General features: G+C 33.9%; 26 protein-coding genes and 4 tRNA genes. 19 read left to right on the top strand and 11 right to left on the bottom strand.

What is annotated here, in order from left to right:
- Window positions 1–51: 51 nt before the first annotated feature.
- Entirely contained in the window at window positions 52–573 is a 522-nt protein-coding gene (locus AC5ZCW_RS08875) for an Ivy family c-type lysozyme inhibitor (protein WP_343541863.1), read from the top strand.
- 89 nt (window positions 574–662) lie between these two features.
- Here the strand turns inward: AC5ZCW_RS08875 and AC5ZCW_RS08870 are convergent, their stop codons facing one another.
- Entirely contained in the window at window positions 663–1,766 is a 1,104-nt protein-coding gene (locus AC5ZCW_RS08870; protein WP_496119187.1) for a fatty acid desaturase family protein, read from the bottom strand.
- Between the two features lie 168 nt (window positions 1,767–1,934).
- The gene (locus tag AC5ZCW_RS08865) at window positions 1,935–2,261 is read right to left on the bottom strand and encodes a helix-turn-helix domain-containing protein (RefSeq protein WP_343541859.1); all 327 of its coding nucleotides are present in this window, start codon (window positions 2,259–2,261) and stop codon (window positions 1,935–1,937) included.
- A 121-nt stretch (window positions 2,262–2,382) separates the two neighbouring features.
- On the opposite strand from AC5ZCW_RS08865, the gene AC5ZCW_RS08860 reads away from it, so the two are divergent.
- The 4 genes from AC5ZCW_RS08860 (at window position 2,383) to AC5ZCW_RS08845 (ending at window position 4,360) form a co-directional block, all read left to right on the top strand.
- Window positions 2,383–2,652 carry a hypothetical protein gene (locus tag AC5ZCW_RS08860; RefSeq protein WP_343541858.1) on the top strand — a complete coding sequence of 90 codons (270 nt, stop codon included), beginning with the start codon at window positions 2,383–2,385 and terminating at the stop codon, window positions 2,650–2,652.
- Window positions 2,653–2,694: 42 nt separating this feature from the next.
- Window positions 2,695–2,898: a hypothetical protein gene (locus AC5ZCW_RS08855; RefSeq protein ID WP_343541857.1), complete on the top strand. Its 204-nt coding sequence runs from the start codon at window positions 2,695–2,697 to the stop codon at window positions 2,896–2,898.
- Between the two features lie 184 nt (window positions 2,899–3,082).
- Window positions 3,083–3,856 (top strand): ThuA domain-containing protein, encoded by a 774-nt coding sequence (locus AC5ZCW_RS08850; protein ID WP_496119184.1) that lies wholly within the window; start codon window positions 3,083–3,085, stop codon window positions 3,854–3,856.
- A gap of 60 nt (window positions 3,857–3,916) precedes the next feature.
- The gene (locus tag AC5ZCW_RS08845; protein ID WP_343541853.1) at window positions 3,917–4,360 is read left to right on the top strand and encodes a GNAT family N-acetyltransferase; all 444 of its coding nucleotides are present in this window, start codon (window positions 3,917–3,919) and stop codon (window positions 4,358–4,360) included.
- Between the two features lie 32 nt (window positions 4,361–4,392).
- Here the strand turns inward: AC5ZCW_RS08845 and AC5ZCW_RS08840 are convergent, their stop codons facing one another.
- Window positions 4,393–4,911, bottom strand: a complete 519-nt coding sequence (locus AC5ZCW_RS08840; protein ID WP_496119182.1) for an STM3941 family protein — start codon at window positions 4,909–4,911, stop codon at window positions 4,393–4,395.
- A gap of 288 nt (window positions 4,912–5,199) precedes the next feature.
- On the opposite strand from AC5ZCW_RS08840, the gene AC5ZCW_RS08835 reads away from it, so the two are divergent.
- Window positions 5,200–5,370, top strand: a complete 171-nt coding sequence (locus AC5ZCW_RS08835; RefSeq protein ID WP_281633249.1) for a hypothetical protein — start codon at window positions 5,200–5,202, stop codon at window positions 5,368–5,370.
- Window positions 5,371–5,376: 6 nt separating this feature from the next.
- Window positions 5,377–5,889 carry a PRC-barrel domain-containing protein gene (locus AC5ZCW_RS08830; RefSeq protein WP_281633250.1) on the top strand — a complete coding sequence of 171 codons (513 nt, stop codon included), beginning with the start codon at window positions 5,377–5,379 and terminating at the stop codon, window positions 5,887–5,889.
- A gap of 87 nt (window positions 5,890–5,976) precedes the next feature.
- On the opposite strand, the gene AC5ZCW_RS08825 is transcribed toward AC5ZCW_RS08830, so the two are convergent.
- The 5 genes from AC5ZCW_RS08825 to AC5ZCW_RS08805 form a co-directional block, all read right to left on the bottom strand.
- Window positions 5,977–6,489 (bottom strand): AAA family ATPase, encoded by a 513-nt coding sequence (locus AC5ZCW_RS08825; RefSeq protein ID WP_496119179.1) that lies wholly within the window; start codon window positions 6,487–6,489, stop codon window positions 5,977–5,979.
- 92 nt (window positions 6,490–6,581) lie between these two features.
- Window positions 6,582–6,655 (bottom strand) — tRNA-Arg (locus tag AC5ZCW_RS08820).
- Between the two features lie 81 nt (window positions 6,656–6,736).
- Window positions 6,737–6,810, bottom strand: a tRNA-Arg gene (locus AC5ZCW_RS08815).
- Window positions 6,811–6,826: 16 nt separating this feature from the next.
- Window positions 6,827–6,901 (bottom strand) — tRNA-Pro (locus tag AC5ZCW_RS08810).
- Window positions 6,902–6,915: 14 nt separating this feature from the next.
- Window positions 6,916–6,999, bottom strand: a tRNA-Ser gene (locus AC5ZCW_RS08805).
- A gap of 238 nt (window positions 7,000–7,237) precedes the next feature.
- Between AC5ZCW_RS08805 and AC5ZCW_RS08800 the strand changes: the two genes are divergently transcribed.
- Together AC5ZCW_RS08800 and AC5ZCW_RS08795 are read left to right on the top strand one after the other, a co-directional pair.
- The gene (locus AC5ZCW_RS08800; RefSeq protein ID WP_496119177.1) at window positions 7,238–8,416 is read left to right on the top strand and encodes an acetyl-CoA C-acyltransferase; all 1,179 of its coding nucleotides are present in this window, start codon (window positions 7,238–7,240) and stop codon (window positions 8,414–8,416) included.
- A gap of 67 nt (window positions 8,417–8,483) precedes the next feature.
- Complete coding sequence (locus tag AC5ZCW_RS08795) at window positions 8,484–9,245, top strand: C40 family peptidase (protein ID WP_343541846.1); 762 nt, start codon at window positions 8,484–8,486, stop codon at window positions 9,243–9,245.
- Between the two features lie 243 nt (window positions 9,246–9,488).
- Here AC5ZCW_RS08795 and AC5ZCW_RS08790 read toward each other — a convergent pair whose 3' ends face one another.
- On the bottom strand, window positions 9,489–10,334 hold the full coding sequence (locus AC5ZCW_RS08790; protein WP_281633254.1) for an AraC family transcriptional regulator: 846 nt from the start codon (window positions 10,332–10,334) through the stop codon (window positions 9,489–9,491).
- A gap of 117 nt (window positions 10,335–10,451) precedes the next feature.
- Here AC5ZCW_RS08790 and AC5ZCW_RS08785 point away from each other — a divergent pair, with 117 nt between their 5' ends.
- The 4 genes from AC5ZCW_RS08785 to AC5ZCW_RS08770 all read left to right on the top strand — a co-directional run bounded on the left by AC5ZCW_RS08785 (window position 10,452) and on the right by AC5ZCW_RS08770 (window position 13,061).
- Window positions 10,452–11,438 (top strand): aldo/keto reductase, encoded by a 987-nt coding sequence (locus tag AC5ZCW_RS08785; RefSeq protein WP_496119175.1) that lies wholly within the window; start codon window positions 10,452–10,454, stop codon window positions 11,436–11,438.
- Between the two features lie 137 nt (window positions 11,439–11,575).
- A complete protein-coding gene (locus tag AC5ZCW_RS08780) occupies window positions 11,576–12,181 on the top strand; it encodes an NAD(P)H-dependent oxidoreductase (RefSeq protein ID WP_496119173.1) in 606 nt (201 codons plus the stop codon).
- Window positions 12,182–12,183: 2 nt separating this feature from the next.
- A complete protein-coding gene (locus AC5ZCW_RS08775) occupies window positions 12,184–12,462 on the top strand; it encodes a putative quinol monooxygenase (protein WP_281633257.1) in 279 nt (92 codons plus the stop codon).
- A 140-nt stretch (window positions 12,463–12,602) separates the two neighbouring features.
- Complete coding sequence (locus AC5ZCW_RS08770; protein ID WP_343541841.1) at window positions 12,603–13,061, top strand: DUF3291 domain-containing protein; 459 nt, start codon at window positions 12,603–12,605, stop codon at window positions 13,059–13,061.
- A gap of 89 nt (window positions 13,062–13,150) precedes the next feature.
- Here the strand turns inward: AC5ZCW_RS08770 and AC5ZCW_RS08765 are convergent, their stop codons facing one another.
- Complete coding sequence (locus tag AC5ZCW_RS08765) at window positions 13,151–13,858, bottom strand: class I SAM-dependent methyltransferase (RefSeq protein ID WP_496119170.1); 708 nt, start codon at window positions 13,856–13,858, stop codon at window positions 13,151–13,153.
- A 303-nt stretch (window positions 13,859–14,161) separates the two neighbouring features.
- Here AC5ZCW_RS08765 and AC5ZCW_RS08760 point away from each other — a divergent pair, with 303 nt between their 5' ends.
- Window positions 14,162–15,049, top strand: a complete 888-nt coding sequence (locus AC5ZCW_RS08760) for a LysR family transcriptional regulator (RefSeq protein ID WP_496119168.1) — start codon at window positions 14,162–14,164, stop codon at window positions 15,047–15,049.
- Window positions 15,050–15,403: 354 nt separating this feature from the next.
- On the top strand, window positions 15,404–16,684 hold the full coding sequence (locus tag AC5ZCW_RS08755) for a DUF2130 domain-containing protein (RefSeq protein ID WP_496119166.1): 1,281 nt from the start codon (window positions 15,404–15,406) through the stop codon (window positions 16,682–16,684).
- Window positions 16,685–16,752: 68 nt separating this feature from the next.
- Here AC5ZCW_RS08755 and AC5ZCW_RS08750 read toward each other — a convergent pair whose 3' ends face one another.
- Window positions 16,753–17,532, bottom strand: a complete 780-nt coding sequence (locus tag AC5ZCW_RS08750; protein WP_496119164.1) for an META domain-containing protein — start codon at window positions 17,530–17,532, stop codon at window positions 16,753–16,755.
- 264 nt (window positions 17,533–17,796) lie between these two features.
- Here AC5ZCW_RS08750 and nirB point away from each other — a divergent pair, with 264 nt between their 5' ends.
- The 4 genes from nirB (at window position 17,797) to AC5ZCW_RS08730 (ending at window position 23,460) form a co-directional block, all read left to right on the top strand.
- Window positions 17,797–20,310, top strand: coding sequence for a nitrite reductase large subunit NirB (gene nirB / locus AC5ZCW_RS08745; RefSeq protein ID WP_496119162.1), 2,514 nt, complete (start codon window positions 17,797–17,799; stop codon window positions 20,308–20,310).
- A gap of 215 nt (window positions 20,311–20,525) precedes the next feature.
- Entirely contained in the window at window positions 20,526–20,903 is a 378-nt protein-coding gene (gene nirD / locus AC5ZCW_RS08740; RefSeq protein ID WP_343541830.1) for a nitrite reductase small subunit NirD, read from the top strand.
- A gap of 153 nt (window positions 20,904–21,056) precedes the next feature.
- Window positions 21,057–21,641: a DUF4202 domain-containing protein gene (locus AC5ZCW_RS08735; protein WP_496119160.1), complete on the top strand. Its 585-nt coding sequence runs from the start codon at window positions 21,057–21,059 to the stop codon at window positions 21,639–21,641.
- Window positions 21,642–21,648: 7 nt separating this feature from the next.
- A complete protein-coding gene (locus AC5ZCW_RS08730) occupies window positions 21,649–23,460 on the top strand; it encodes an ATP-binding protein (protein WP_496119158.1) in 1,812 nt (603 codons plus the stop codon).
- The last annotated feature ends 575 nt before the right edge of the window (window positions 23,461–24,035 follow it).

The raw sequence follows: 24,035 nt of genomic DNA, 5'->3' as shown, positions 1-24,035 counted from the left end.
ACCATTACGTCTTTGTAAATTAAATTATTAATTCTAAAAATCAATTATGTTATGAATTACAGAGCTAAATACATTTCAGCAGCAATCGTAAGCAGTTTAATTTTGTTTTCCTGCAAAAAAGAAATTATAAAAGAAGTTCCTAAAACAGATTCTACTTCTATAAAAACAGAAGCTTTAAAAGAAGACAGCATAGTGTTAAACCCGAATGATTCTTTATATGGTTTAGTAGATAAGAGTGTTATTGGAACGCAATTTCTAACCAAAAGCAGTATAGCCCCGAGATTAAAAAAATTATTAGGAGCAGATTATGATCAAATGGTAAAAAATTGGAACACAGAAACCCCTTTTGAAAAACAAGATAATATACTTCATGCATGGGGATGCAAACAGCATGACTGCAGCAATTATTCTTATGATTTGTACATCGATGTTAAAAACAATAAAATCAATGTCTACAAATTTTCCGAATCTAAACTAACCGTTTTAAAAGAAGATAATTTTGACATTGAAATTAATGGTAACTTTTTAAAAGATCTCGAAATTAAAAAGCAAAATATCCTAAATAAAAAATAACAGCATGCCCGTTTCGAGCTTGTTAAAAAACGGAAGTCTGGTTCAATATTGAACCAGACTTCTGTTTTTTATAAAATTACTCTTAATAACTATATCTCTCCTGTAATCAAAATATTTTCCTTTACACCCTTATCTCTCAACATTCTAAAATGAGACCGAACAGCATGATAAAACGGATACGAGGTATATGGCAGATTATATTCTTCTGCGTAACGTTTTATAATTGGCGTAATATAAGGATAGTAAGTATGTCCAACAGCAGGAAAAAGATGATGTGCCACATGATGCGTAAATCCGCCATAAAGGAAATTAGCCAATTTACTTTCAGTACTAAAATCTTTAGTCACAATCATTTGATGCATTACCCAAGTGTCAGAAAGATTTCCATCTTCATCGGCATGCGGAAAATGGGCATCTTCATCAACATGTGTAGAAACTAAAGCTACAACTCCAATCGCACTGCCGCATAGATGCATAGAAAGCCAAGCAAACAAAACCATGTACCAAGGCTGGCTTAACAACATCATAGGAATAAAAAGCAAATAAATAAGATTAATAATCTTTGCCGCAAAAAGTCTATACACTTCCTGTCTCGGTATTTTATCTACCACTCTTTTTACGTAATTATCCTTTGTTCCAAAAAAATCTTTAAAGTCTCTAATATAAAGCCAATTAAGACTATAAAGAGGATAAATAAACCACATGTAAATATGCTGGTACTTGTGGTAATTAAACAGCGGACTGTTTGGAAATATTCTAATAATATCGCTCTGCTTGATATCAATGTCCCAATCTGGCACGTTTGGATAAGCATGATGCAGACTTATATGGCGTCGCATCCAAAGCCAGTGATTACTGCCAAATAATTCTAAAACATATAAAAACCATTCATTATGCTTAGGCTTTTTAAACAAAGCTCCATGTGCAGCATCATGAAAAGCATTTATAAACAAAACGATCATTGTAATGCCAGACAAAATGTAAAAAAGAAATAGTAAGGGCGTCTGGTTTCCGAAAATTAAAATACAGGCGTAGAACAAAAAAAATACTGCCAGAAGTCCTAAAGACTTCACGACATTTAATACATACAAAGACGAGTTTTTTAAGACCGTTTCATTCACTTCTAAACGCATCTTTTTAAAAAAATCATCTGCTCCTGGTTTAACATAAACCGGTCGTTTTAATTTTTCCATATTGGTTACTGCTAGAAATTGTTAACCAAATTTAGTAAAAAAAAACTTAAATCGTAAGTGTAGAATTAAATAAAAATGGAGTATTTTAAACAAAAAAACCACTCTGTTAGAGTGGTTTAAATTAATTTGACATTTAAAATTGTTAGATATTTTTTGGAAAACTTTTTATTATTCCTCAAACTTTTTATCTGCCAATCGCAATCTAATATTATGAATACGACCTTCAATCTCTTGTAAATCATTCAGAATATTTTGTTTTTCATAAATTGCGCCGACTTCAGTAACCATATCTTGCTCATCAGGAGCAAAAAGATCATTCAAATCCACATCCGGAAAATTTTTACTCAAGCTAATAATAAATTCAGAACCTATACTAGCTGTCCCATGTAAATATCTTCCAATCATTGCAGGGCTAAATCCTAGAATTGCCCCGACTTCCTTCTGCTTTAATCCTTTATCCTTAAAGAATTTACTTAGTTTCTCGTGATACATCATTATTAAAATTCAAAGAAATATAGGTAAAATATATTTTTTAACATTAAAAAGAATAAATAGTATAATATTATTCTTACATTTACTCGTAATAAAATACATACAAATAATTATTAGCAAATATATGTCAAAATTAATCAATAATAGCAATTTTAAAGAAGATAATTCTCACAATAAAAAAGCTTATGAATTTATAGATAAGCATTTACCTGTTACCTATGTTGACCTTACTATTGCTTGTATCATAAAAAAAGGACAGCCAGCTCCAAGTAAAGCATTAATTAGAAATGTTAGAAACAAAACCGTACTTCGAAATGACATCTTACTCGCACTGGTAGAAGTAGCTAATGAAAACAAAGAGGCAATCGAAAAAATTAAACTTCTAACCTCATAATTTCAAAAACAAAGAAAACAATTTACAACCAAAGCTCATTTTATGACAACCCGAAATAATAATAAAAAAGAAAACCCTAAACAAAAGCCTATTCACAATCATTTTGAAATCTTATCTTCAGATAAAAATGATTTCAAAAACATTGCTTATTTGTACGGAATGAGTCCTGAACAATATAAAGAAGGACTTGAAATTCATTTAAAATGTTTTAGCCAAATTGAAAAAGTGAAAAGAATTATCAATTAGGAATATATCATCTATCAATAAAATTCTATCAAATACACATCATCTCTTTTTTTAATCACTTCATAAAACCAATAAAATTAATTCGTATTGTAATTTTGAAATTTTAGCATCAAAACATTATTTCAGCTAAATTTCAACTTTTTTGTAATTTGCCATCTAACAAATTTGTCTTAGCAAATCTCTGATGAAAAATTTAATAGTATCCACTTTATTTCTTTTAAGCTGTTTCATTCAGCAGGACTGTCTGGCTCAAAAACATAAAAAATCACGTTTTAAAGCTTTGGTTTTATATGAAAATGGTGGGCATCATCTCCCATTTACCCAAGCGGCTAAACCATGGTTAAATAAACTTGCCATTGACAGCAGCTTTACAATTGATTATATCGAAGGTACTAAAACAATCAACGAGGCACTTTTAAAGCAATATCAAGTTTTTATTCAATTAGATTATCCTCCGTACACTTGGAGTGAAGAATCTATGCAGGTATTTCAGAAATATATGAACAGCGGAAAAGGCGGATGGGTTGGTTTGCATCATGCTACTCTGCTTGGAGAGTTTGATGGATATTCTATGTGGAAATGGTTTTCTGATTTTATGGGCGGAATCAGATTCGTTAATTACATTCCAGATTTTGCGAGCGGAAAAGTAAATATAGAAGATAAATCTCATCCTGTAACCAAAGGAATTCCATCTGATTTCATTATCCAAAAAGAGGAATGGTATATTTATGACAAAAGTCCGAGACCAAATGTGCATGTTTTGGCTTCAGTTGATGAGTCTACCTATCAGCCAGATTCAAAAATAAAAATGGGAGATCATCCAGTAGTGTGGACAAACGATAAATTTCCTTCGCGAAATGTTTACATTTTTATGGGACACGCACCAGAATTATTCCAAAACGAAGCATATACTACCCTACTTCGAAATTCAATTTTCTGGGTGGCAGGCAAAAAATAATTCAGTATTCCACCTAATTGCTATTTTTGCCAGTCATCAAAAAATAAAACAATCAAGACTGTGATTCAAAAAGTAAATAAAACAGAATATCCCGAACTGATTTCGGTTTGGGAATCTTCGGTAAAAGCAACACATGACTTCTTAAAACCTGAAGATTTTATATTTTACAAAGAACTTATTCCAATTTTTTTTGATAATGTTTCTTTACACTGTATAAAAAATGACCAACAACAAATTATTGGTTTTGTTGGAACTCATGATGAAAACTTAGAAATGTTGTTTGTAACAGCAGACCAAATTGGAAAAGGAATCGGAAAAAAGCTATTATTATATGCAATTGAAAAACTTAAAATCTCAAAAGTTGATGTAAATAAAGATAACCAAACAGCCACTGCATTTTACAAGCATTTTGGTTTTGAAATACAATCAACATCCGATTTAGATGGATGCGGCAAACCCTATCCGATTTTGCATTTAGAACTAACAAAAGAGCCACTTCATTAAAGTGGCTCTTTAAATTTTACAACAAACTGCTTTTATTTTTTCCAATATCTTAAAAACAGCTTAAATAATTCTTCCGCATTAATTTCAATTTCTGAAGCGGAGTACATTATATTCAATTTCGAATTTTGTTCATCATAAGCCATTTTCCACAGAAATTTAGAAACGTGAGCCTCATATTTGGCTATATTATCAATTGTGATGGCAACCAAAGTATCACCACCTACTTTCGTTAATTGCAAATCGGTAACATCTTGCCACTCTATTCTTCCAAAAGCTTTAGCCACTGGCGTTGTTCTTCCAGAAAAACCATTTGAATCTATTTGAATTAATGGAGATTTATCTTTTATTCCAGCAAGAACTTTAAATGTTAAAACAAGCATTATTAAAAGAATTGCACCCGAAACTATTGAAAGTTTTATTTTAAATACTCCATCAAAAGTTCCTATACCATATAAAAGCATAATTGCTAATAAAGTACTAATTGCGCCAGCATATAAAAGTAAGTTTCTCGTTTTCTTGGCATTTCGGTAAAATTTTATTTCTTCATTCATGGGGCGTAGTAAAAATTTTTATTTGTTATTAGAATTAAAAATGAAGAAGCAATTTACTGCAAAACATTTTAAGAACGTAAGAAACTCCTATAAACATTGATTTAACTAAAGAGACAAAAACAATTTCAATTAATGCATTTCAAGCAACTAAGCTTACAAAACATTGTAAATCAATTTTCTACCCAACTGGAAATTGTATAACTTCTATATGAAATTAAATACTTTCAAACGCAATCTCCATTTGTACCTTTATTATAAAACTAAATATTCATAATAAAAATACAGGTTATGGCAGAAATTAAAATTGAGAAAAAGAAGCCAATTTGGCCATGGATTGTAGCAATCCTATTAATCTCAGCACTTGTATACTATGTCTTTATAAAAGATGATCAAGTGCAAAATGAAAACAGAATGGAAATCGAAAACAATTCTAGTGTAGACAGCACAGCAAATTATTAAGAAACTATGGAAAATAAAGATAGAAATTTATACAGATTAGATGAGCTTTCCGATTATAAAGTTGCTTCAAACTATTCTGATGTAAGAGGTTGGAAAATTGTAGACTCAGACAACCGCACAATAGGAAAAATTGATAACCTATGGGTTAATAAAGACATGCAACGTGTTGTTTATCTAGACGTTAATCTTGATAAAGGATTAATAGAAGACAGTCGTAATGAAGTACATGATGCAATTGCGAATGAAAATGGAAAGGAATTTATCTATAAAGATGGAGACAGCCACATTATTATACCAATCGGCTCTGTGAGTATAAATAAAGACACTAAAATTGTCATGGCCAACAATATTGGATATGATACATTTAGAAAAACAAGCAGATATAACTGGCAAAATGATTTTGATCGGGAGTACGAAAGAAGAGTATTAAATTCTTATTATCCTACTGAGGAATCGCGCCTTGCTTCTGAAAGTAATGACGATACTTTTTACAAACGAAGAGAATTTGACAATTATTGATAAATGTAATTTGCATTAAAAACAAATGTTACAAACGAATAAAGACCAAGCGTTCAAGAATGTTTGGTCTTTGTTTATTTTATCTCTTTAATGTTCTATTTTATTTTGAATTTGATTTAATCTTTCAGATAAACTTCCTTTTATTTCAATTACTTCCAAATCAAAATCATCAATTAATTCTCCGATAATATCATTTACTTCATACCGCAGTTCAGGCAAATCAGAGGCTGAGCACAAAATTCGATCTGGCTTTTCAATAGGAACATATACAAAAACGTCAATTTCTCTAATTGCATTTTGAATTTTATTAAATATTGACAAAAAATTCAATTTATCATCAACCGCTAAAGCATATGCTAAAAGATCAATCGGACAGCGGTCAAAAATAGCGTTTCTGTTACTTCTTACTATTTGTTTTAAAGAATGTTCTAACTGGATTATATAATCATCTGAAGTAGGAATTTCAGAAAAATCAAAACCCATTTCCTGCAGTTCAAAATACGGTTCTGAATAAAACTGATAATCAGGAAGAGCTTCATGCAGTTTTTCTGCAAATGTGGTTTTACCAACCTTATGAGCTCCAAGTATTGCTATTCTCATACCATTACTATTTTTTAACTATAAACAACTAAAAATAAACAAAATAGGCCCAAAACAAAAAAGGATGATCAAAAATGATCATCCTAATAAAGTGATCCCAGAAGGATTCGAACCTTCGACCTACGCATTAGAAGTGCGTTGCTCTATCCAGCTGAGCTATGGAACCAGTATTTCAAAATTTCTAAAAATAGAAATCAAAACTATATACATAAGAACAAAAAAGCCATTCAATTTGAATGGCTTTTTGTGAACGCAGAAGGATTCGAACCTTCGACCGCCTGCTTAGAAGGCAGGTGCTCTATCCAGCTGAGCTATGCGTCCATTATTTCAATTGTAGTCGGGGTGGCAGGATTCGAACCTGCGGCCTCCTGCTCCCAAAGCAGGCGCGATAACCGGGCTACGCTACACCCCGAGGCAAAATTTAAGCGGAGAGACAGGGACTCGAACCCTGGCGACGGTTACCCGTCGACAGATTAGCAATCTGCTCCATTACCGCTCTGGCACCTCTCCTTGCTTGCGGAATTGCTTCCGTTTTGCGAGTGCAAATGTATAACAACATTCCTTTTCTCACAAGCTTTTTTTTGAGTTTTTTTAGTTTTTTTTCATCTTTTTTCAAAACCACTTCACAATCAAACAAATAGAATTAACAAAAATTTCACCTTAAATTTAAAATTCGTCTATTCAATACAAAATTTGAATTTATTCAAATAAACATTAAATTTGCTTACTAACTATTATTAAACAGAAAATGAACAAAAGAGTTGTTATCGTTTCTGCCGTTAGAACACCTATCGGAAGTTTCATGGGCGGGTTATCTAGTGTACCTGCACCAAAATTAGGCGCTGCTGCTATAAAAGGAGCGCTTTCAAAAATTAATCTTGACCCAAAATTAGTCGATGAAGTTTTCATGGGGAATGTAATTCAGGCAGGTGTCGGACAAGCTCCAGCACGACAAGCAGCGCTTTTTGCTGGTTTGTCTGAAGAAGTTGCCGCTACAACAGTAAACAAAGTATGTGCTTCTGGAATGAAAGCTGTAATGTTTGCTGCTCAAGCAATCGCATGCGGTGACGCTGAAATTGTGGTAGCGGGCGGAATGGAAAGCATGAGCTTAATTCCACATTATGTGCAAATGCGTGCTGGAAACAAATTTGGCCCTGCAACTATGTTGGACGGAATGCAAAAAGATGGTTTGACAGATGCTTACGACAATAACGCAATGGGAGTTTGCGCTGACTTGTGTGCATCTGAATACAAAATAAGCCGTGAAGAACAAGATGCATTTGCAATTCAATCTTATGAAAGAAGTGCAAAAGCTTGGGATGCTGGAAAATTCGACAATGAAGTTGTTCCTGTTGAAGTACCTCAGAGACGTGGCGAACCCATTATATTTTCAAAAGATGAAGAATATACTAATGTGAAATTAGATAAAATTCCATCTTTAGCCCCAGTTTTCACAAAAGACGGAACTGTAACAGCCGCAAATGCTTCAACAATAAATGATGGAGCCGCTGCTTTAGTATTAATGTCTGAAGAAAAAGCAAATGCATTAGGCTTAAAACCTTTAGCTTACATAAAAGGCTACGCAGATGCTGCGCAAGAACCAAAATGGTTTACAACAAGTCCAGCAAAAGCATTACCCAAAGCTTTAGACAAAGCAGGAATCTCAATTTCAGATGTTGATTATTTCGAATTCAACGAAGCTTTCTCTGTAGTGGGATTAGCCAATTCAAAAATATTAAATCTAGACAATGATAAAGTAAACGTAAATGGTGGCGCTGTTTCTTTAGGACACCCTCTTGGAGCTTCTGGAGCACGAATTATCGTAACTTTACTTAATGTTTTAGAACAAAACAATGCAAAAACTGGAGCTGCTGCAATTTGCAACGGTGGAGGTGGCGCATCGGCAATTGTTATCGAAAGAGCTTAAAACAATATCTCAAAAAATCAGGAGTTATTAATATAACTCCTGATTTTCAACTTATAAATTTCCTTAAATGTTTGGAATTTGCAATTTAGCCATAGTACCTGTTCGAGCTGAAGCCAGCGACAGAAGTGAAATTGTTACACAGCTCTTGTTTGGCGAGCATATCGAAATTTTAGAACGCTATAATCAGTGGGCTAAAATAAGAATTCAGTATGACGATTATGTTGGTTGGGTAGATTCTAAACAATATCAGGAAATTACTAAAGAGCAATTTAATCAGTTAAGCAAAGAGGCAATCATCTTAAATGCTGATTTGATTGATTATATCACAGCTCCTAACAACCTACTGCTTCCTATTCCGCTTGGAGCTTCGTTATCTTTTTTAAACAACAGCGAAATCAATACATCAAATTTTGATTTTGAAGGAACAAAAACCAGCGGCATCAAACCAAAAAGTGCCTTAATAAATACTGCTTTCATGTATTTGAATGCACCTTATTTGTGGGGAGGAAAAACACCTTTCGGCATTGATTGTTCAGGCTTTACGCAAATGGTTTATAAACTAAACGGATATAAAATTCACCGCGACGCTTCACAACAAGCACTTGAAGGCGAGCCTTTAAGTTTTATTGAGGAAAGCGAAGTTGGCGATTTAGCCTTTTTTGACAATGATGAAGGAAACATCATCCATGTTGGAATCATTATGGAAAACAACTACATCATCCACGCAAGTGGAAAAGTACGTATTGACCGTTTGGACCACAGCGGAATTTATAATCCAGAAATAAACAAACACACTCATAAACTTCGTGTGATTAAAAAAATCATCTAACTTTTATTTCGTATCGAAAAATAGAATTAAAGTACGCGGATAAAACAGATTCGCTTTGCGAAAACGCGGATTTACACAGATTTTTTCTTTTCTCTCACAGATTGAGCAGATTTATTTAAAAAATCTATTTTAAATCTGCCTAAATCATTTAAAATCTGCGTGAAATAAAAAATCCTTTTAATCATTATAATCTGTGGCTAAAAAAATTAGCGCAAATTCAGGAAATTTGTAGCAAACAAAACCTTAAGCACTCAATCGAATCGTCTTTCTAAACTCAGACGGACTATACCCCTTTTGCTTTCTAAAAAACTTATTAAAATGGCTTTCATCTGTAAAACCAAATTCATAGGCTATTTCGTTAATACGTTTCTCGCTAAATTGCAAACGATGTTCAATCAGTTTCGTTTTATAATTACTGATATACTGTTGCATCGTTTCGCTCGCATGTTTTTTAAAATAACGTCCCAAATAAGTATTCGAAATTCCGAAATAATCACTAATTGATTCCGCTTTGATTTTTTCAGGATAGTAGATATTATTCTGAATATATTGCAGGATATCCATTGCTTTAGCCTCAGTATTTATGGTTACTTGTTCAGGCAAGTATTTCGCGATATTTCTCGCCACAATAATAATCAGCGTATTCACCAACTGCTGAATCAATTCCTGATTGTAAACATCTTTATCCTGATGTTCGCGACAAATAGCTTCAATCATCACTTTCACCAAACATTTATCAGGATCATTTTTTAGAATACAACCCGGCTGATGATTGGCATTTTGAAGTATATATTCTAATCGCTGAATATTTTCATTCTGTAAACTCGAATTTTTCAAATAAATATCATTAAACCTTAAAAAGAAAAACTTCGTTTCGGTTTCAATTGTAAAATTATGGCAATCCTCAGGGGTTAATAAAAACAAATGCCCTGGATCATATTCAAAAATATTCTTATTGATACACTGCCTTCCGGTTCCTTCTAAAATATAAACCAATTCGAAAAAATTATGACGATCTCCAACATCTGGATATTCATTCAGCGTTTCAAAAGAAACCGTAAAAGGTTCATATAAGTTTTCTTTTTTCATAATTCCATTTTATTTGAAGATGCAAATATACCTAAAAAAGACAAATATATACCAAATAAGAATCATAAAAACAGTATAATTTTGCCTCATCAATTTTAAACATAAAAAATCACAATCATGGAATATAGAAAACTAGGCAACTCAGAACTTGAATTATCAGCAATTACATACGGTGCATTTGCTATTGGCGGAACGATGTGGGGAGGAACAGAAAAGAAAGATTCAATAGCATCTGTTCAGGCTTCAATTGACCACGGCGTTACCACAATTGACACTGCTCCTTTTTACGGATTTGGTTTAAGTGAAGAAATGATCGGTGAAGCCATAAAACCTTACGATCGTTCTAAAATTCAATTACTTACTAAATTCGGTTTAGTTTGGGACGGAAGCAATAATGGAAAAGGCGATTTCTTTTTCGACGCAGACGACAACGGTAAAAAAGTTCCAATTTACAAATATTCATCAAAAGCAAACGTCATTAAAGAAGTCGAAGAAAGCTTAAAACGCCTTCAAACCGATTATATAGATTTACTGCAAATTCACTGGCCAGATTCAACAACTCCAATTTCTGAAACTATGGAAGCTGTTGAAACTTTAATTCAGCAAGGAAAAATCAGAGCATTCGGAGTAAGTAATTATAATATTGCACAAATTCAGGAAGCACAAAAAACAGTTCAAATAGCTTCAAACCAAGTAGCTTACAGTATGCTGAATCGCGGAATCGAAGCAGATTTAATTCCGTTTACAGTGGCAGAAAACATCGGAATCATTGCTTACAGCCCAATGGAAAGAGGTTTATTGACTGGAAAATATTTCACAGACAGCAAATTAAAAGAAAACGACCACAGAAACGGCTATTTCGGAAAATTCGATTTACAGCAGGTAAAAACTTTAATAGAAGAATTAAGTTCTTTAGCGCATTCAAAACACATTTCAATTTCGCAATTGGTTTTACGCTGGACGACTTTGCAAAAAGGAATTTCAATTGTTTTAGCTGGAGCAAGAAACGCAGAACAAGCCATTTCAAACGCCAAAACAATGGATTTCGATTTATCAGCTTCAGAACTGGAATTTATCAATCAAGCAATTTCAAAAATTAAATAATTAGAATTTGGGCGTGTCCCAATCCCGATAACTATCGGGAGGGCTATCCGCTAAATCTTTTACTTTTTAAAGAAAAAAGTAAAAGGATATCGCTACTATCCCTCACGCATCACGTATCCATAACAACATAAAGTAAAATGAAAAAGATATTTATAATTAACGGTGGACAAAAATTTGCCCATTCAGGCGGAAAATTCAACAAAACAGTGCAAGACTGGACAATTGATTTTCTTTCCAAAAACAACGAATACGAAATCAAAACAACCCACGTAGAGGACAATATTGATCTTGACCAAGAAGTAGAAAAATTTGTTTGGGCAGATGTAATTATTTATCATACACCAGTTTGGTGGTTTCAACTTCCAAACCTTTTCAAAAAATACATCGATGATGTTTTTACAGCTGGCCATAATAAAGGAATTTACAAAAGCGACGGAAGAAGCCGTGTAAATCCAGACATCAATTACGGAACTGGCGGACTTCTACACGGACGCAAATACATGCTTACCACAAGCTGGAATGCGCCTGCAACCGCTTTTACACTTCCAGGAGAATTCTTCGATCAAACTTCGGTTGATGATGGCGCTATGTTTGGTTTTCATAAAATGAACAAATTCACCGGAATGGAAAAAATAAACAGCTTCCATTTTCACGATGTCGAAAAAGGTGCAACACCAGAAAATATTGCTATCTTTAAAGAGAATTACACGAAACATTTAGAGCAAACTTTTAAAAACTTATAATTATGATTTCGATTACAGCAATTTTAAAAAGTAAACCAGAGCATTTAAATGAAGTTCAAAACCTGCTGACACATCTAGTAACCGAAACTAGAAAAGAAGTTGCATGTATTCGTTACGATTTACACACTTCCGAAAATGTTTTTATCCTTTGGGAAGAATGGAAAGACCAACCAGGATTAGACCTGCATAACAATCAATCCTACTTGCAAGAATTCATCAAAAAAACGGAAACGCTGGTTTCAAGCCCAATTCAGGTTTACAAAACCGTACAGACTTTATAAGTTTTTTTTCAATAGCCACAAATTCACGAATTAATATAAAATCTATGCGTATAGATTTTAAAAAATAAATTCGTGACTTCGTGGCTATTAAATTATTCCGAAAAAAGCTAAATTGCCTAAAATTCAGAAATCTATATTTTATGAGCAATTATCATCTTGCCGAAATCAATATTGCAAAAATGAAAGGAGTCGACATCAATGACCCTATCATGAAAGAATTTGTAGACAATTTAGATCTTGTAAACACCTTAGCCGAAAACAGCGACGGATTTGTCTGGCGACTTAAAGACGACAGCTATAATGCGACAAACTTAAATCCGTATAACGACGAACAGATCATTGTAAACGTTTCGGTTTGGGAAAGCATTGAAACGCTGGAACATTATATGTACAAAACCTTTCACAGCGATTTTTTAAAACGTCGAAAAGAATGGTTTCAGAAATTCGGAAAAGCGCACACAGCAATGTGGTGGATTCCAAAAGGCCATATTCCTAATCTTGAAGAAGCTGTCGAAAAATTAGATTACCTTCAGCGAAACGGTCCATCCGACTTAGTTTTCGATCTTCGAAACAAATATCCAATGCCGGTTAATACATAGTTGTATAGCCACAAATTCACGAATTTATTTTTTAAAATCTATGCGCAAACATTTTTAAATTAATTCGTGAATTCGTGGCTAAAAAAAAACTACTTTATCCCTCCAAAAGCCCCAAAACACATATTTTTATGTAAAATTTCGACTTTTGAGAATCCTACTTTTTTCATTAAATCCAATTGGTAATTCATTGATCTTGGCGTATCTTCTTTGGCAATATAATCGAATACATTTTGTCGATATTCTGCCCCTCCTATTCCTTCTAAATACTCTCCGTAACGTTGCCAAGTGTATTCGTTTAATAATTCTGTATCTTGAGTAATCAAATCTGAAATCATAAAACAACCGCCGGGTTTTAATAATTTGAATATTTTCTCGAAAGTTGTTTCCCAATCTTGGTCATCTCTCAAGTGGTGCAAAACCGCTCCAGCCAAAATAATATCAAACTGATTTTCTGGCAATTCAACTTCACGAATATCACCTTGTTTGATCTCAACTTTTCCGTTTGTTTCTGCTGAAACTCTTTCAAAAGCTTTATTCAACATCGGCAAACTCAAATCGACTAAAGTGCAGTTTAAATTTGGTAATTTCGAAAGCATCATCAAAGTATAATTTCCTGCGCCACAGCCAATATCTAAAATATTAGTGGCATTTGGAACAATTCGTTTTGAAGCTTCTGTAATTAATTCTAAAGAAATTTTAGCGTCAATAGTAGACAACTGTCCTGTTTCTAAATTCGAAAATCGTTCGACATCATTGTCAAATCGTTCTTTGATTTCTTCAATAGTTGATTTTTTCATAGTTCTTGTTTTTTATACTCTCACAGATCTAGCAGATTTAGGGGATCTTTTTGCTATTATTGATCGGAATATTGGTGATTAAGAATAAAAATAATTTTAATTAATCTGTAATCTGCCCTATCTGCATAATCCGCGAGAGAATTGTTTTTATTTTAAGAATTAAAAGTTTTTGTTATCAATTATTCGTTACAATTCTCACTTTTAACGATTCACTTCTAACATTTAACTCAAAATCAAAACTACCTCTTTCATAAATACTTTAAAAATACTATTTTTATCAATTAATAATACTTTAAAAGTATCATGGAATTACGTCACTTAAAATATTTTTTGGCTGTAGCCGAAGAACTCAACTTTACCAAAGCTTCTGAAAAACTATTTATTTCGCAACCACCTCTAAGTCGACAAATAGCTGAATTGGAAGAAGAACTTCAAGCAAAGCTTTTCATCAGAAACAATAAAAAAGTAGAACTTACCGAAGCTGGAAAATATTTTGAAAAAGAAGTCAAATCGCTTTTTCAAGATTTGGAACGCACTTCGCTAAAAACAAAAAAGATCGCAGAGAATGTGTCGGGAGAATTTAGGATTGCTTACATAAGTTCTATACATTCTGCAACAATTTCAGAATTGATAAAACATTTAAAATTACAATTTCCTTATGTCAATTTCAAACTCTTTGAAATTTCAACCACCAAACAGATCGATGCTTTAGAACAAGGAAAAATTGAAATGGGAATTATTCGTTCCCCTATAAAATCTCCCAAAATACAATCGCATTTATGGTTTCAGGATGGTTTTTCAATTGTTTTTAATAAAACGAATATTCAGCTAAAATCTGAAAAAGAGATATTGAATTTAAAAGATGAAACTTTTGTGTTTTTCAACAAAGATTATGCACCGCATTATCATGAAGTTTTATTGGAATTGTGCGCTTTTTACGGATTTACGCCAAAGATTATCCACGAAGCCAACAACATCAATTCCATTGTACAATTAGTCAAAAACGGATTAGGAATTTCGATTGTTCCGTCAAATATTGCGAAAAACAATCAAGATTCTGAGATTAGTTTTATCGAATTGAAAAAAGTGAATTTACGCACGGATGTTTCGATTATAACTTCAAAAGAAGATGACTCTGAGATCATAAAATCTGCTGTTAATTTTTTATTGAATAAAAGTGGTTCACGCTAAGTTTTGTGGTGAAATTAATCTCGCAAAGACGCGAAGTCGCAAAGTTTTTATTTAAAAGTTGCGTCCAGCTTTAGCTGGATGGGGAAATAATTAAGTTTAAAGGCTTTAGCCAAAAAACTACGAATTTGGCTAAAGCCTTTTCCAATTCAACTTTTATACCTCCAGCTAAAGCTGGAGGCAATTCAATAAATCCTTTTAATCCTTTAATCTGTGGCAAAAAAAACTTTCCGCCTTAGCGTCTTCGTGGCCATAACAAAAATTCGTTACAATTTAGTACAGAAATTCACATTATAAAAAGAGAACTTTTAAATACCTTAGCAAATCAAAATTCTACAAAATAAAACTACTATAAAAATGGCTGAACAATCTTCAATTCAGTGTCCAAACTGCGGAACTCCAATCGATGTCAATGATGTTTTGAAACATCAATTGGAAGACAGCATCCGTAAAGAATTTCAACAAAAAGCCACTATTCAAAATAAAGAATTAGAGCTTAAAAACGAACAGTTGGACAAAGCCAAAGCCGAATTTGAAGCCAAAAAGAAACAAGAAAACGAACTTTTTGCCGAGCGTTTGGAACGAGAAAGAAAAATTGCGGAAAAAGAAATTTCTGAAAAACTTAAAACCAAACTTGAAGAAGAAAACAAAGATCGTTTGCTTTTGATGGAAAAAGAACTCTCTGAAAAATCGGAAAAAATCAGGGAATTAAATAAAATGGAAGGTGAAATCGCAAAGTTGCAACGCGAAAAACTGGAAATGAAAGAAGCGATTCAAGCCGAAGCCGAAAAGCAATTGAACGCACAATTGACCTTGGAACGTGAAAAAATCAGAAAACAGGAAGACGATAAAAACGAACTGAAATTCAAAGAACTTCAGAAACAACTTGAAGAACAAAAAAAGCTGACGGAAGAAATGAAACGCAAGCAAGAACAAGGTTCTATGCAATTGCAAGGCGAAGTAATGGAATTGGCAATTGAAGAATGGCTTGCCAATAATTTCCCTCTTGACAGTATTGATGAAGTTAAAAAAGGCGCTAATGGTGCAGATTGTCTTCAAATTGTAAACACCCGCGAGCATCAAAATTGCGGTTCTATTTATTACGAAAGTAAACGTACAAAAGCTTTTCAGCCTTCATGGATTGAAAAATTCAAAAATGATATCAGAATCAAAAGAGCCAATATTGGTGTTTTGGTTACCGAAGTAATGCCAAACGGCATGGACAGAATGGGGATGCGCGACGGAATCTGGATTTGTACCTATGAAGAATTTAAAGGTTTAAGCGCCGTTTTACGTCAATCTTTAATTCAGATCAATCAAGCTGTACAAGCGCAGGAAAACAAAGGCGATAAAATGTCGATGTTGTACGATTTCTTAACCAGCAATGAATTTCGTTTGCAAATTGAAGGAATTGTAGAAGGGTTTACACAAATGCAAAACGACTTAGATTCTGAAAAAAGAGCGATGCAGAGAATCTGGAAACAACGCGAAAAACAAATCGAAAAAGTGGTTCATAATACACTAGGAATGTACGGTTCTATTAGAGGTATTGCCGGAAATGCGGTTCAAAGTGTAAAAGCTTTGGAATTGGATTTTATTGAAGGTGATGATGAAGAAGAAACTAAAGAACTAGAATAAATCCTTCGACTTCGCTCAGGAAGACAAACGAAATGTCAGGCTGAGCGAAGTCGAAGCCCTTATAAAACCTAATCCACCTTCTTAAAAACCAAAAGTTTCCCAGAAGGATTCGAAAGCGTCAGTCTGTTATTTTCTATAGAATAAGTCGTCGTACTTTGCAACGCTTTCAAAAATTCACCTTCTTTATTTCCTTGTGCGCAAGCCATAAGAGTTGAAATCACTTTTGTAAATCGCAATACATCTTTTTCATAAAAAATTTGTCCGCTGATTCCGTTACAACCTCCGTAACCAGAAAATCTGTTTTCTGAAGAATTGATTTCGATTCGAGGAAATTCCTTTTGAAAATCGGTTGCAAAAACTTTATAGCCGTTCAGTTCTTCCAAAACCCAAATATCATGCAAGCGATAATCTGTATTATATTTACCGCAGCCTTCGAGTTTTTTCGTCTCTAAATCTACATTATTTTTGATTTCTACTTTCGCACTATATGGTGAAATTACGCCAGACATCGAATCCTGACAATCCAATTGCTGAATCGTAATTGTTGCCGACGAAGTTTCATTGCTTACTTTATACATTTTCACGTTCGCATCCATCGCTTTTATAGCTTCTACAGCAGGAAAAACAAGTTTTTCTTTCCCTGGAATTAAAGATGTAAAAACGATATTTTCCTTTCCCATTCTTACTGCCCAAAACGGCTCGTTTCCAGTTGCTTTAAAATAGTATTTCATCTCATCTTCTTGGGCCCCATATTCTGAAGTATTATGTGTATTCGAAGTCTTATCGGCTGAAGATTTACAGCCTATTACTAAAAAAAGTAAAAGCAAAAATGACAATATATTTTTCATAACGTTTTATTTTGAAGATCATTTTAACAAAATACAAGTAAAATTCTTATGAATTTACGACTTTTTTCTGAATTACTTATTTAGAATCTTTTCAAATTTAAATTTTTCCCACATATTAAATCTCGCAAAAACCTTTACTACGTAACAGTTTACGAAGAAATACGTAACCAATTTCAACTATACGTTTTAAAAAATCTAAATACATACGTATTTTTATAAGTATAAATACTTATATTTGCGTAGTAATACTTAATTAAAGAAATCATGATTAAAGTAATAGTAGTTGGAAACGGCATGGTTGGTTATAAATTTTGCGAAAAGTTCATTGCAAAATCAGGACAAGAAAAGTATCAGATTACCGTATTTGGCGAAGAACCAAGACGAGCATATGATCGCGTACATTTAAGCGAGTACTTTGGAGGAAAAACAGCTGATGATTTATCATTATCGACAACCGAGTGGTACGCAGAAAACAATATTATTTTAAATACATCTGAATTAATTACAGATATTAATCGTGATGCAAAAACGATTCACACTCACTTAAACAAAACACATACGTACGACTACTTAGTTTTGGCAACAGGTTCTTCCGCTTTTGTGCCACCAATTGAAGGTGTCGAAAAAGAAGGTGTTTTTGTGTACAGAACCATTGAAGATCTGGACGCTATTATGGCCTACGCCAAAAAAATAAAAATAAAAGGCGCAACTGAAGCTGCCGTTTTAGGTGGCGGATTATTAGGTCTCGAAGCAGCAAAAGCAGTTAGAGATTTAGGCTTGAATCCGCATGTGGTGGAGTTTGCGCCACGCTTGATGCCAAGACAATTGGATCAAGGCGCAAGCGATATGTTGCAAGCTAAAATCGAAGAACTAAATATTGGAATTCATCTAAACAAAGCAACGCAATATATTGACGGAAAAGAAAGTATAACAGGAATGATGTTTGCGAATGAGGAATTGTTAAAAGTTGATATGTTGGTTATTTCTGCCGGAATTAAACCTCGCGACGAACTAGCAAGAGTTTCAGGGCTTGAAGTGGGCGTTAGAGGTGGTATTGTAGTAAACAGTCAAATGCAGACATCAGATCCTTCAATTTATGCAATTGGCGAAGCGGCACTTTACAACCAAAATATTTACGGACTTGTTGCTCCAGGCTACGAAATGGCCGATGTTGCGGCCGAGCAAATCTTAAATGGCAATAAAACCATGAGAGAAACCATCGATATGTCGACTCAATTGAAGTTAATTGGTGTTGAAGTAGCGAGTTTTGGTGATCCTTTTGTCGAAAATGAAAACGTAACTGCCATTATTTATGAGAATAAACTAAGCGGAATCTACAAAAGAATTAACGTTACCAAAGATTCTAAAACGCTTTTAGGCGGAATTTTAGTCGGCGATTCTAGCGATTACAATTCGCTTTTCCAGATCTACAATAACGGAATGGCTTTGCCAAAAAATCCAGAAGATTTGATTTTGGGTTCTCGTGATGGCTCTGAAGGTTCAAGTTTAGGAAGTGTAATGGATTTGCCAGACACAGCCGTAATTTGCTCTTGCGAAAATGTGACAAAAGGCGCGATCTGCTGTAAAATTTTAGACGAAAGCTGTTCTTCATTATCAGATGTTGTCAAAGCTACAAAAGCGACTTCTGGCTGCGGAGGCTGTAAACCAATGGTTTCTGATTTGGTAAAAGCCACTCAAAAATCTTTAGGAAAAGAAGTAAAAGAAGTAATCTGCGAGCATTTCAATTATAATCGCCAAGAATTATTTGATTTGGTAAAAATCAATAAATACGAGAATTTCTACGATGTTCTAGATCATCACGGAAAAGGTGATGGATGCGAAATTTGCAAACCAGTAGTAGCCTCTATTTTCTCTAGTATTTATAACGATACGGCTAATAAACACGTTACAACTCAAGATACAAATGATAGATTTTTGGCCAATATTCAGAGAAACGGAACTTATTCTGTCGTTCCAAGAGTTGCGGGTGGCGAAATTACAGCTGAGAAATTAATTGTAATAGGCGAAGTAGCAAAACAATTCGATTTGTACACTAAAATTACTGGAGCTCAGAGAGTTGATTTATTTGGAGCGCATTTAAGTGACTTGCCGAAAATCTGGAAAATCTTAATCGATAATGGTTTTGAAAGCGGTCATGCGTACGGAAAATCGCTTCGTGCTGTAAAAAGCTGTGTTGGAAATGCTTGGTGTCGTTACGGAATGGACGACAGCGCCGGATTTGCCATCGAACTGGAAAATAGATACAAAGGAATTCGTTCTCCGCATAAATTGAAAGGTGGTGTTTCGGCTTGCATTCGCGAATGCGCTGAAGCCCGCGGAAAAGATTTCGGATTAATCGCCGTTGAAGGCGGATGGAATTTATACATCGCAGGAAATGGCGGTGCAAATCCAAAACACGCTGTTTTATTAGCCGAAAAAATTGATAAAGAAACGGTTATAAAATATATGGACCGATTCTTAATGTATTACATCCGCACCGCTGGCCCGCTGATTCGAACTTCAACTTGGCTGGAAAAACTAGATGGTGGTTTAGAATATTTGAAAGAAGTAATTATCGAAGATAGTTTGGGAATATGCGAAACGCTTGAAGCCGAAATGCAGACTTTAGTCAATACTTTTGAATGTGAATGGAAACAAGTTCTTGAAAAACCGAGATTATTAAAACGTTTCAATCACTTTATAAACTCAGACGAAAAAGACGATAATGCCATTTTTGTTCCGCTTAGAGATCAAAAAATGCCGAAAGCTTGGTCTTAAAAAAATATCTTGCCACAAAGGCACAAAGTCGCAAAGTCAAAATAAAAAAAAATTAGCGTCTTTGCGCCTTAGTGGCAAAACACCATAAAGCTCCAAAAAAAGAAAAAAAATCATTAAACGTTTGCTGTCCTCTTACCCTCTTTTTTACTGCGCCATCAAATCTCTCTTGATTGTAAAAAGAGGGCTAAGAAACAGGAACCCAAAACTCAATAAAAATGGAAGAAATCTTAAATCAATACGAAACAGTTCATGCGAGCGATGCAACAATTTGGTTCAAAGCAGGTAAAGTTGAAGATTTCCCAACCAACCGAGGCGGATGCATCAAATACAAAAACAAACAAATCGCTATTTTCAACTTCACTCGTCGCAACGAATGGTATGCTTGCCAAAACGCCTGCCCACATAAAATGGAAATGGTTTTATCCAGAGGAATGACAGGCTCTGCCGATGATATTCCGAAAATTGCCTGCCCGATGCATAAAAAAACTTTTTCACTTGTTGATGGTTCGAACTTAAACGGTGAAGACTATAACATTGCAACCTACCCGATTAAGATTGTTGATAACGAAGTTTTTGTTGGATTTGCAGATTAGACTTTTAAAGAGCCAAGAAGCAAGAGGTAAGATTTGAAAAACTTTTATCATCTTGCTTCTTGCTTCTTTCATCTCACTTTCGACTTTTGACTTTCGACTTTCAACTTTTCTACTTAATTCCGTATCTTTGAAATTCTATTATCAAACCAAAAAATGACTACACCTTTTCAAAAAGCAAGCGAATGGATTGATGCTGAAAACGCTCAAGATCCAAATATTGAAATCGACCAAAACCAAGAATATCCAAAAGAATTATTGTACTCCAACAGGATGTACGAAAGATTGATGCAATTCGAACCAAATGCATCCGAGGAAATCCAGATTGCCTCAAAAGCACAACACATCTGCCGATGGAAAGTAGCTCGTGAATCCTACCCAATGGATCGTGTGGGTTATTTGAAATGGAGAGAAGAATTGAAAAAATTCCACGCAAAAACTACCGCCGAAATTCTGGAAAAAGCTGGTTACGATCAAACTTTTATCGATCGTGTTTCATTTTTGATAGAGAAAAAATTACTTAAAAAAGATCATGAAACCCAATTACTTGAAGACGTGATCTGTCTGGTATTTTTAGAATATTATTTAGAACCTTTCGTACATAAACACGACGAAGAAAAACTAAAAAACATCATCAAAAAAACTTGGGATAAAATGTCCGACAAAGGACACCAAGAAGCCTTAAAGATCAAATATTCTGAAGAAAACTTAAACTTGATAAAAGCTTCTTTAGGATTGTAAAAAAGATATGAAGAAAAGCAATCAGGAAGCTGCAGAAAAAATCACATTCAAAAATTTACGTCGTCTGTATTTTTTTGCGCTTCTTACTATTGCCTTAACTATAATTATCAGTCAGTTTTTAGTACAATACAATCTGAATCAGCAGTTAAGCGATTCTAAGATTATCAATTTTTCTGGTAAACAAAGAATGCTGAGCCAGAAAATCGTCAAAGAAGTTCTGATCCTGCACTATGTTTCTGATACAGTTTCTGCAAAACAAATTTCGCATTTAAACGAAGTTTTATCACTTTGGAAGAAAAACCAAAATGCGCTCGAAAACGGCAACGACAGTCTAGCTTTTCCAAAAGAAAAATCAGAAACACTTTCTAAATTATATCTTGAAATCAATCCGATTTTCAATAAAATTGCACAAACTACAGATTCTTTTTTGTCGAATTTACAGCAGAAAAAATCAGTTTCTGATAATCAAAAATTAGTTCAGATTATTTTAGAAAACGAAGGCATTTTCCTTTCTAAAATGAATCAAATCGTAACCCAATACGACCTCGAAGCACACGAAAAAGTAACCGAACAACGCCGAATAGAATATTGGATTTTCGGTTTCACACTTTTGATTCTTGTTTTAGAATTCTTCTTCATTTTCAGACCTACAAATAAGAAAATCGAGCGATTAATTACACGACTTTTATCTTCCGAAAAGAAAGCTTTAAAGCTCGCATACGACACTGAAATCCTAAGCGAAATCAAAGAAAATTCGGTTAAAGAACTAAAATCGCTTAATTATGCGATGGAAAATACTTTATTGTATTGCCGAATTGCACCTGACGGCTCCATCATTCATATTGGCGAAAAATTTGCCAAATTACTGAATTACACCAAGTTTTCATCCAACAAAAAATTCTCTGAAGTTTTAACTGTTGATGAAAAAGAACAGACTAATTTTGACCGCTTGATATTTGAAAAACAAAGAAGTGGGTGGCAAGGCGAAATCAGTATTTTAAACAAAGAAAACGAAACTATTTGGCTAGATTTATCGATGGTTCCGGTTATGATCAAAAAAGACGAACTAGAACTCTTAATTGTTTGTTTCAACATTACTGAACGCAAAAAAGCACAACGAGAAGTCGAACGTTTAAACCTTGAAAACACAACGGAAAAAATCAATCAGCAAAAGATTATTTCAAGTAAAATTGTTGAAAATCAAGAAAATGAGCAAAACCGAATCGCCAAAGAAATTCACGACGGAATTGGCCAGATGCTTACCGGTTTAAAATTCAGTTTAGAAAGCATCAATTTAGATGACAGAGAAAAATCAGAGCAAAAAATTGAATATTTAAAGAAGCTTTCTTTAGACATTATAAAAGGGGTTCGCACGGCAACTTTCAACCTAATGCCACCAGAATTAAGCGATCACGGCATCGTTTCTTCTTTAGCAAAACTAACACAAGAACTTTCAAAACTTACTGGAAAAGAAATCCTTTTTTATAACAAAACCGATTTTGATCAACGTCTTGATTCCTTAATCGAAATCAATATTTATCGATTAACTCAAGAAGCAATCAACAACGCCATAAAATACGCCGAATCGTCGCATATTATTGTACAACTTTCGCACAGTGAAACTTTACTAAGTATTATTGTTGACGATAACGGAAAAGGTTTCGACGTAAATTCAGTCGACAAAAAGCGCAACAGCGAATCTGGAATGGGACTTTTGTTTATGAAAGAAAGAATCCAATACATTAACGGACGCGTTTTCATGAACTCAATCCCAGGCGAAGGAACGAGAATTACTTTTAATATTCCGATTCTTAAATGAGAAAATTAGTCAATTAGATAATTTGATAATTACTTAAAGTAGCGTAAAAAATTATCTAATTCTTAAATTGACACATTCCCTAATTTTCTAATTGCCACATTAACTAATTATCTAATTAATTTGGGTGAGCCAGTATTAGAAAAAGTGGGCAATTTAACTTTGTCTATATACGCCCACTCTTCCTAATACTGTCGGGCTATCCGCGCTACTTCGGTAGCTTGCTCCTATCCCTCTCGCGGGCAATCGTTTTCAGAAGAACATTTCAGTACTGTTTGTCATCTCGACAAAGGAGAGATCACACAAGAAACTCCGCAATCTAAATCGCCAATCTTTGTCGAATCCCGCGTGTGATTCTTCGTTCCTCCTTTAGATTTGTTTTTTAAATTTTAAGTAGATTTATGATTGAGAAAGGAAGCAAAAGTAAACTATTCGTTCCTCTGAGCTTGAGACTCATATTTCGATTAAGACTTTAGCTTCCCTTTTATCAAAGACTCAGATAGAAATTTGGGCTTGAGACCCGTTATCAAGGAGTTGAGCTTATGATAAATTTCTCAAATCATTTGTTGAATCGTAAA

Source organism: Flavobacterium sp. PLA-DH12, from assembly GCF_059511845.1.
This window is presented reverse-complemented; position numbering and strand designations above follow the sequence as displayed.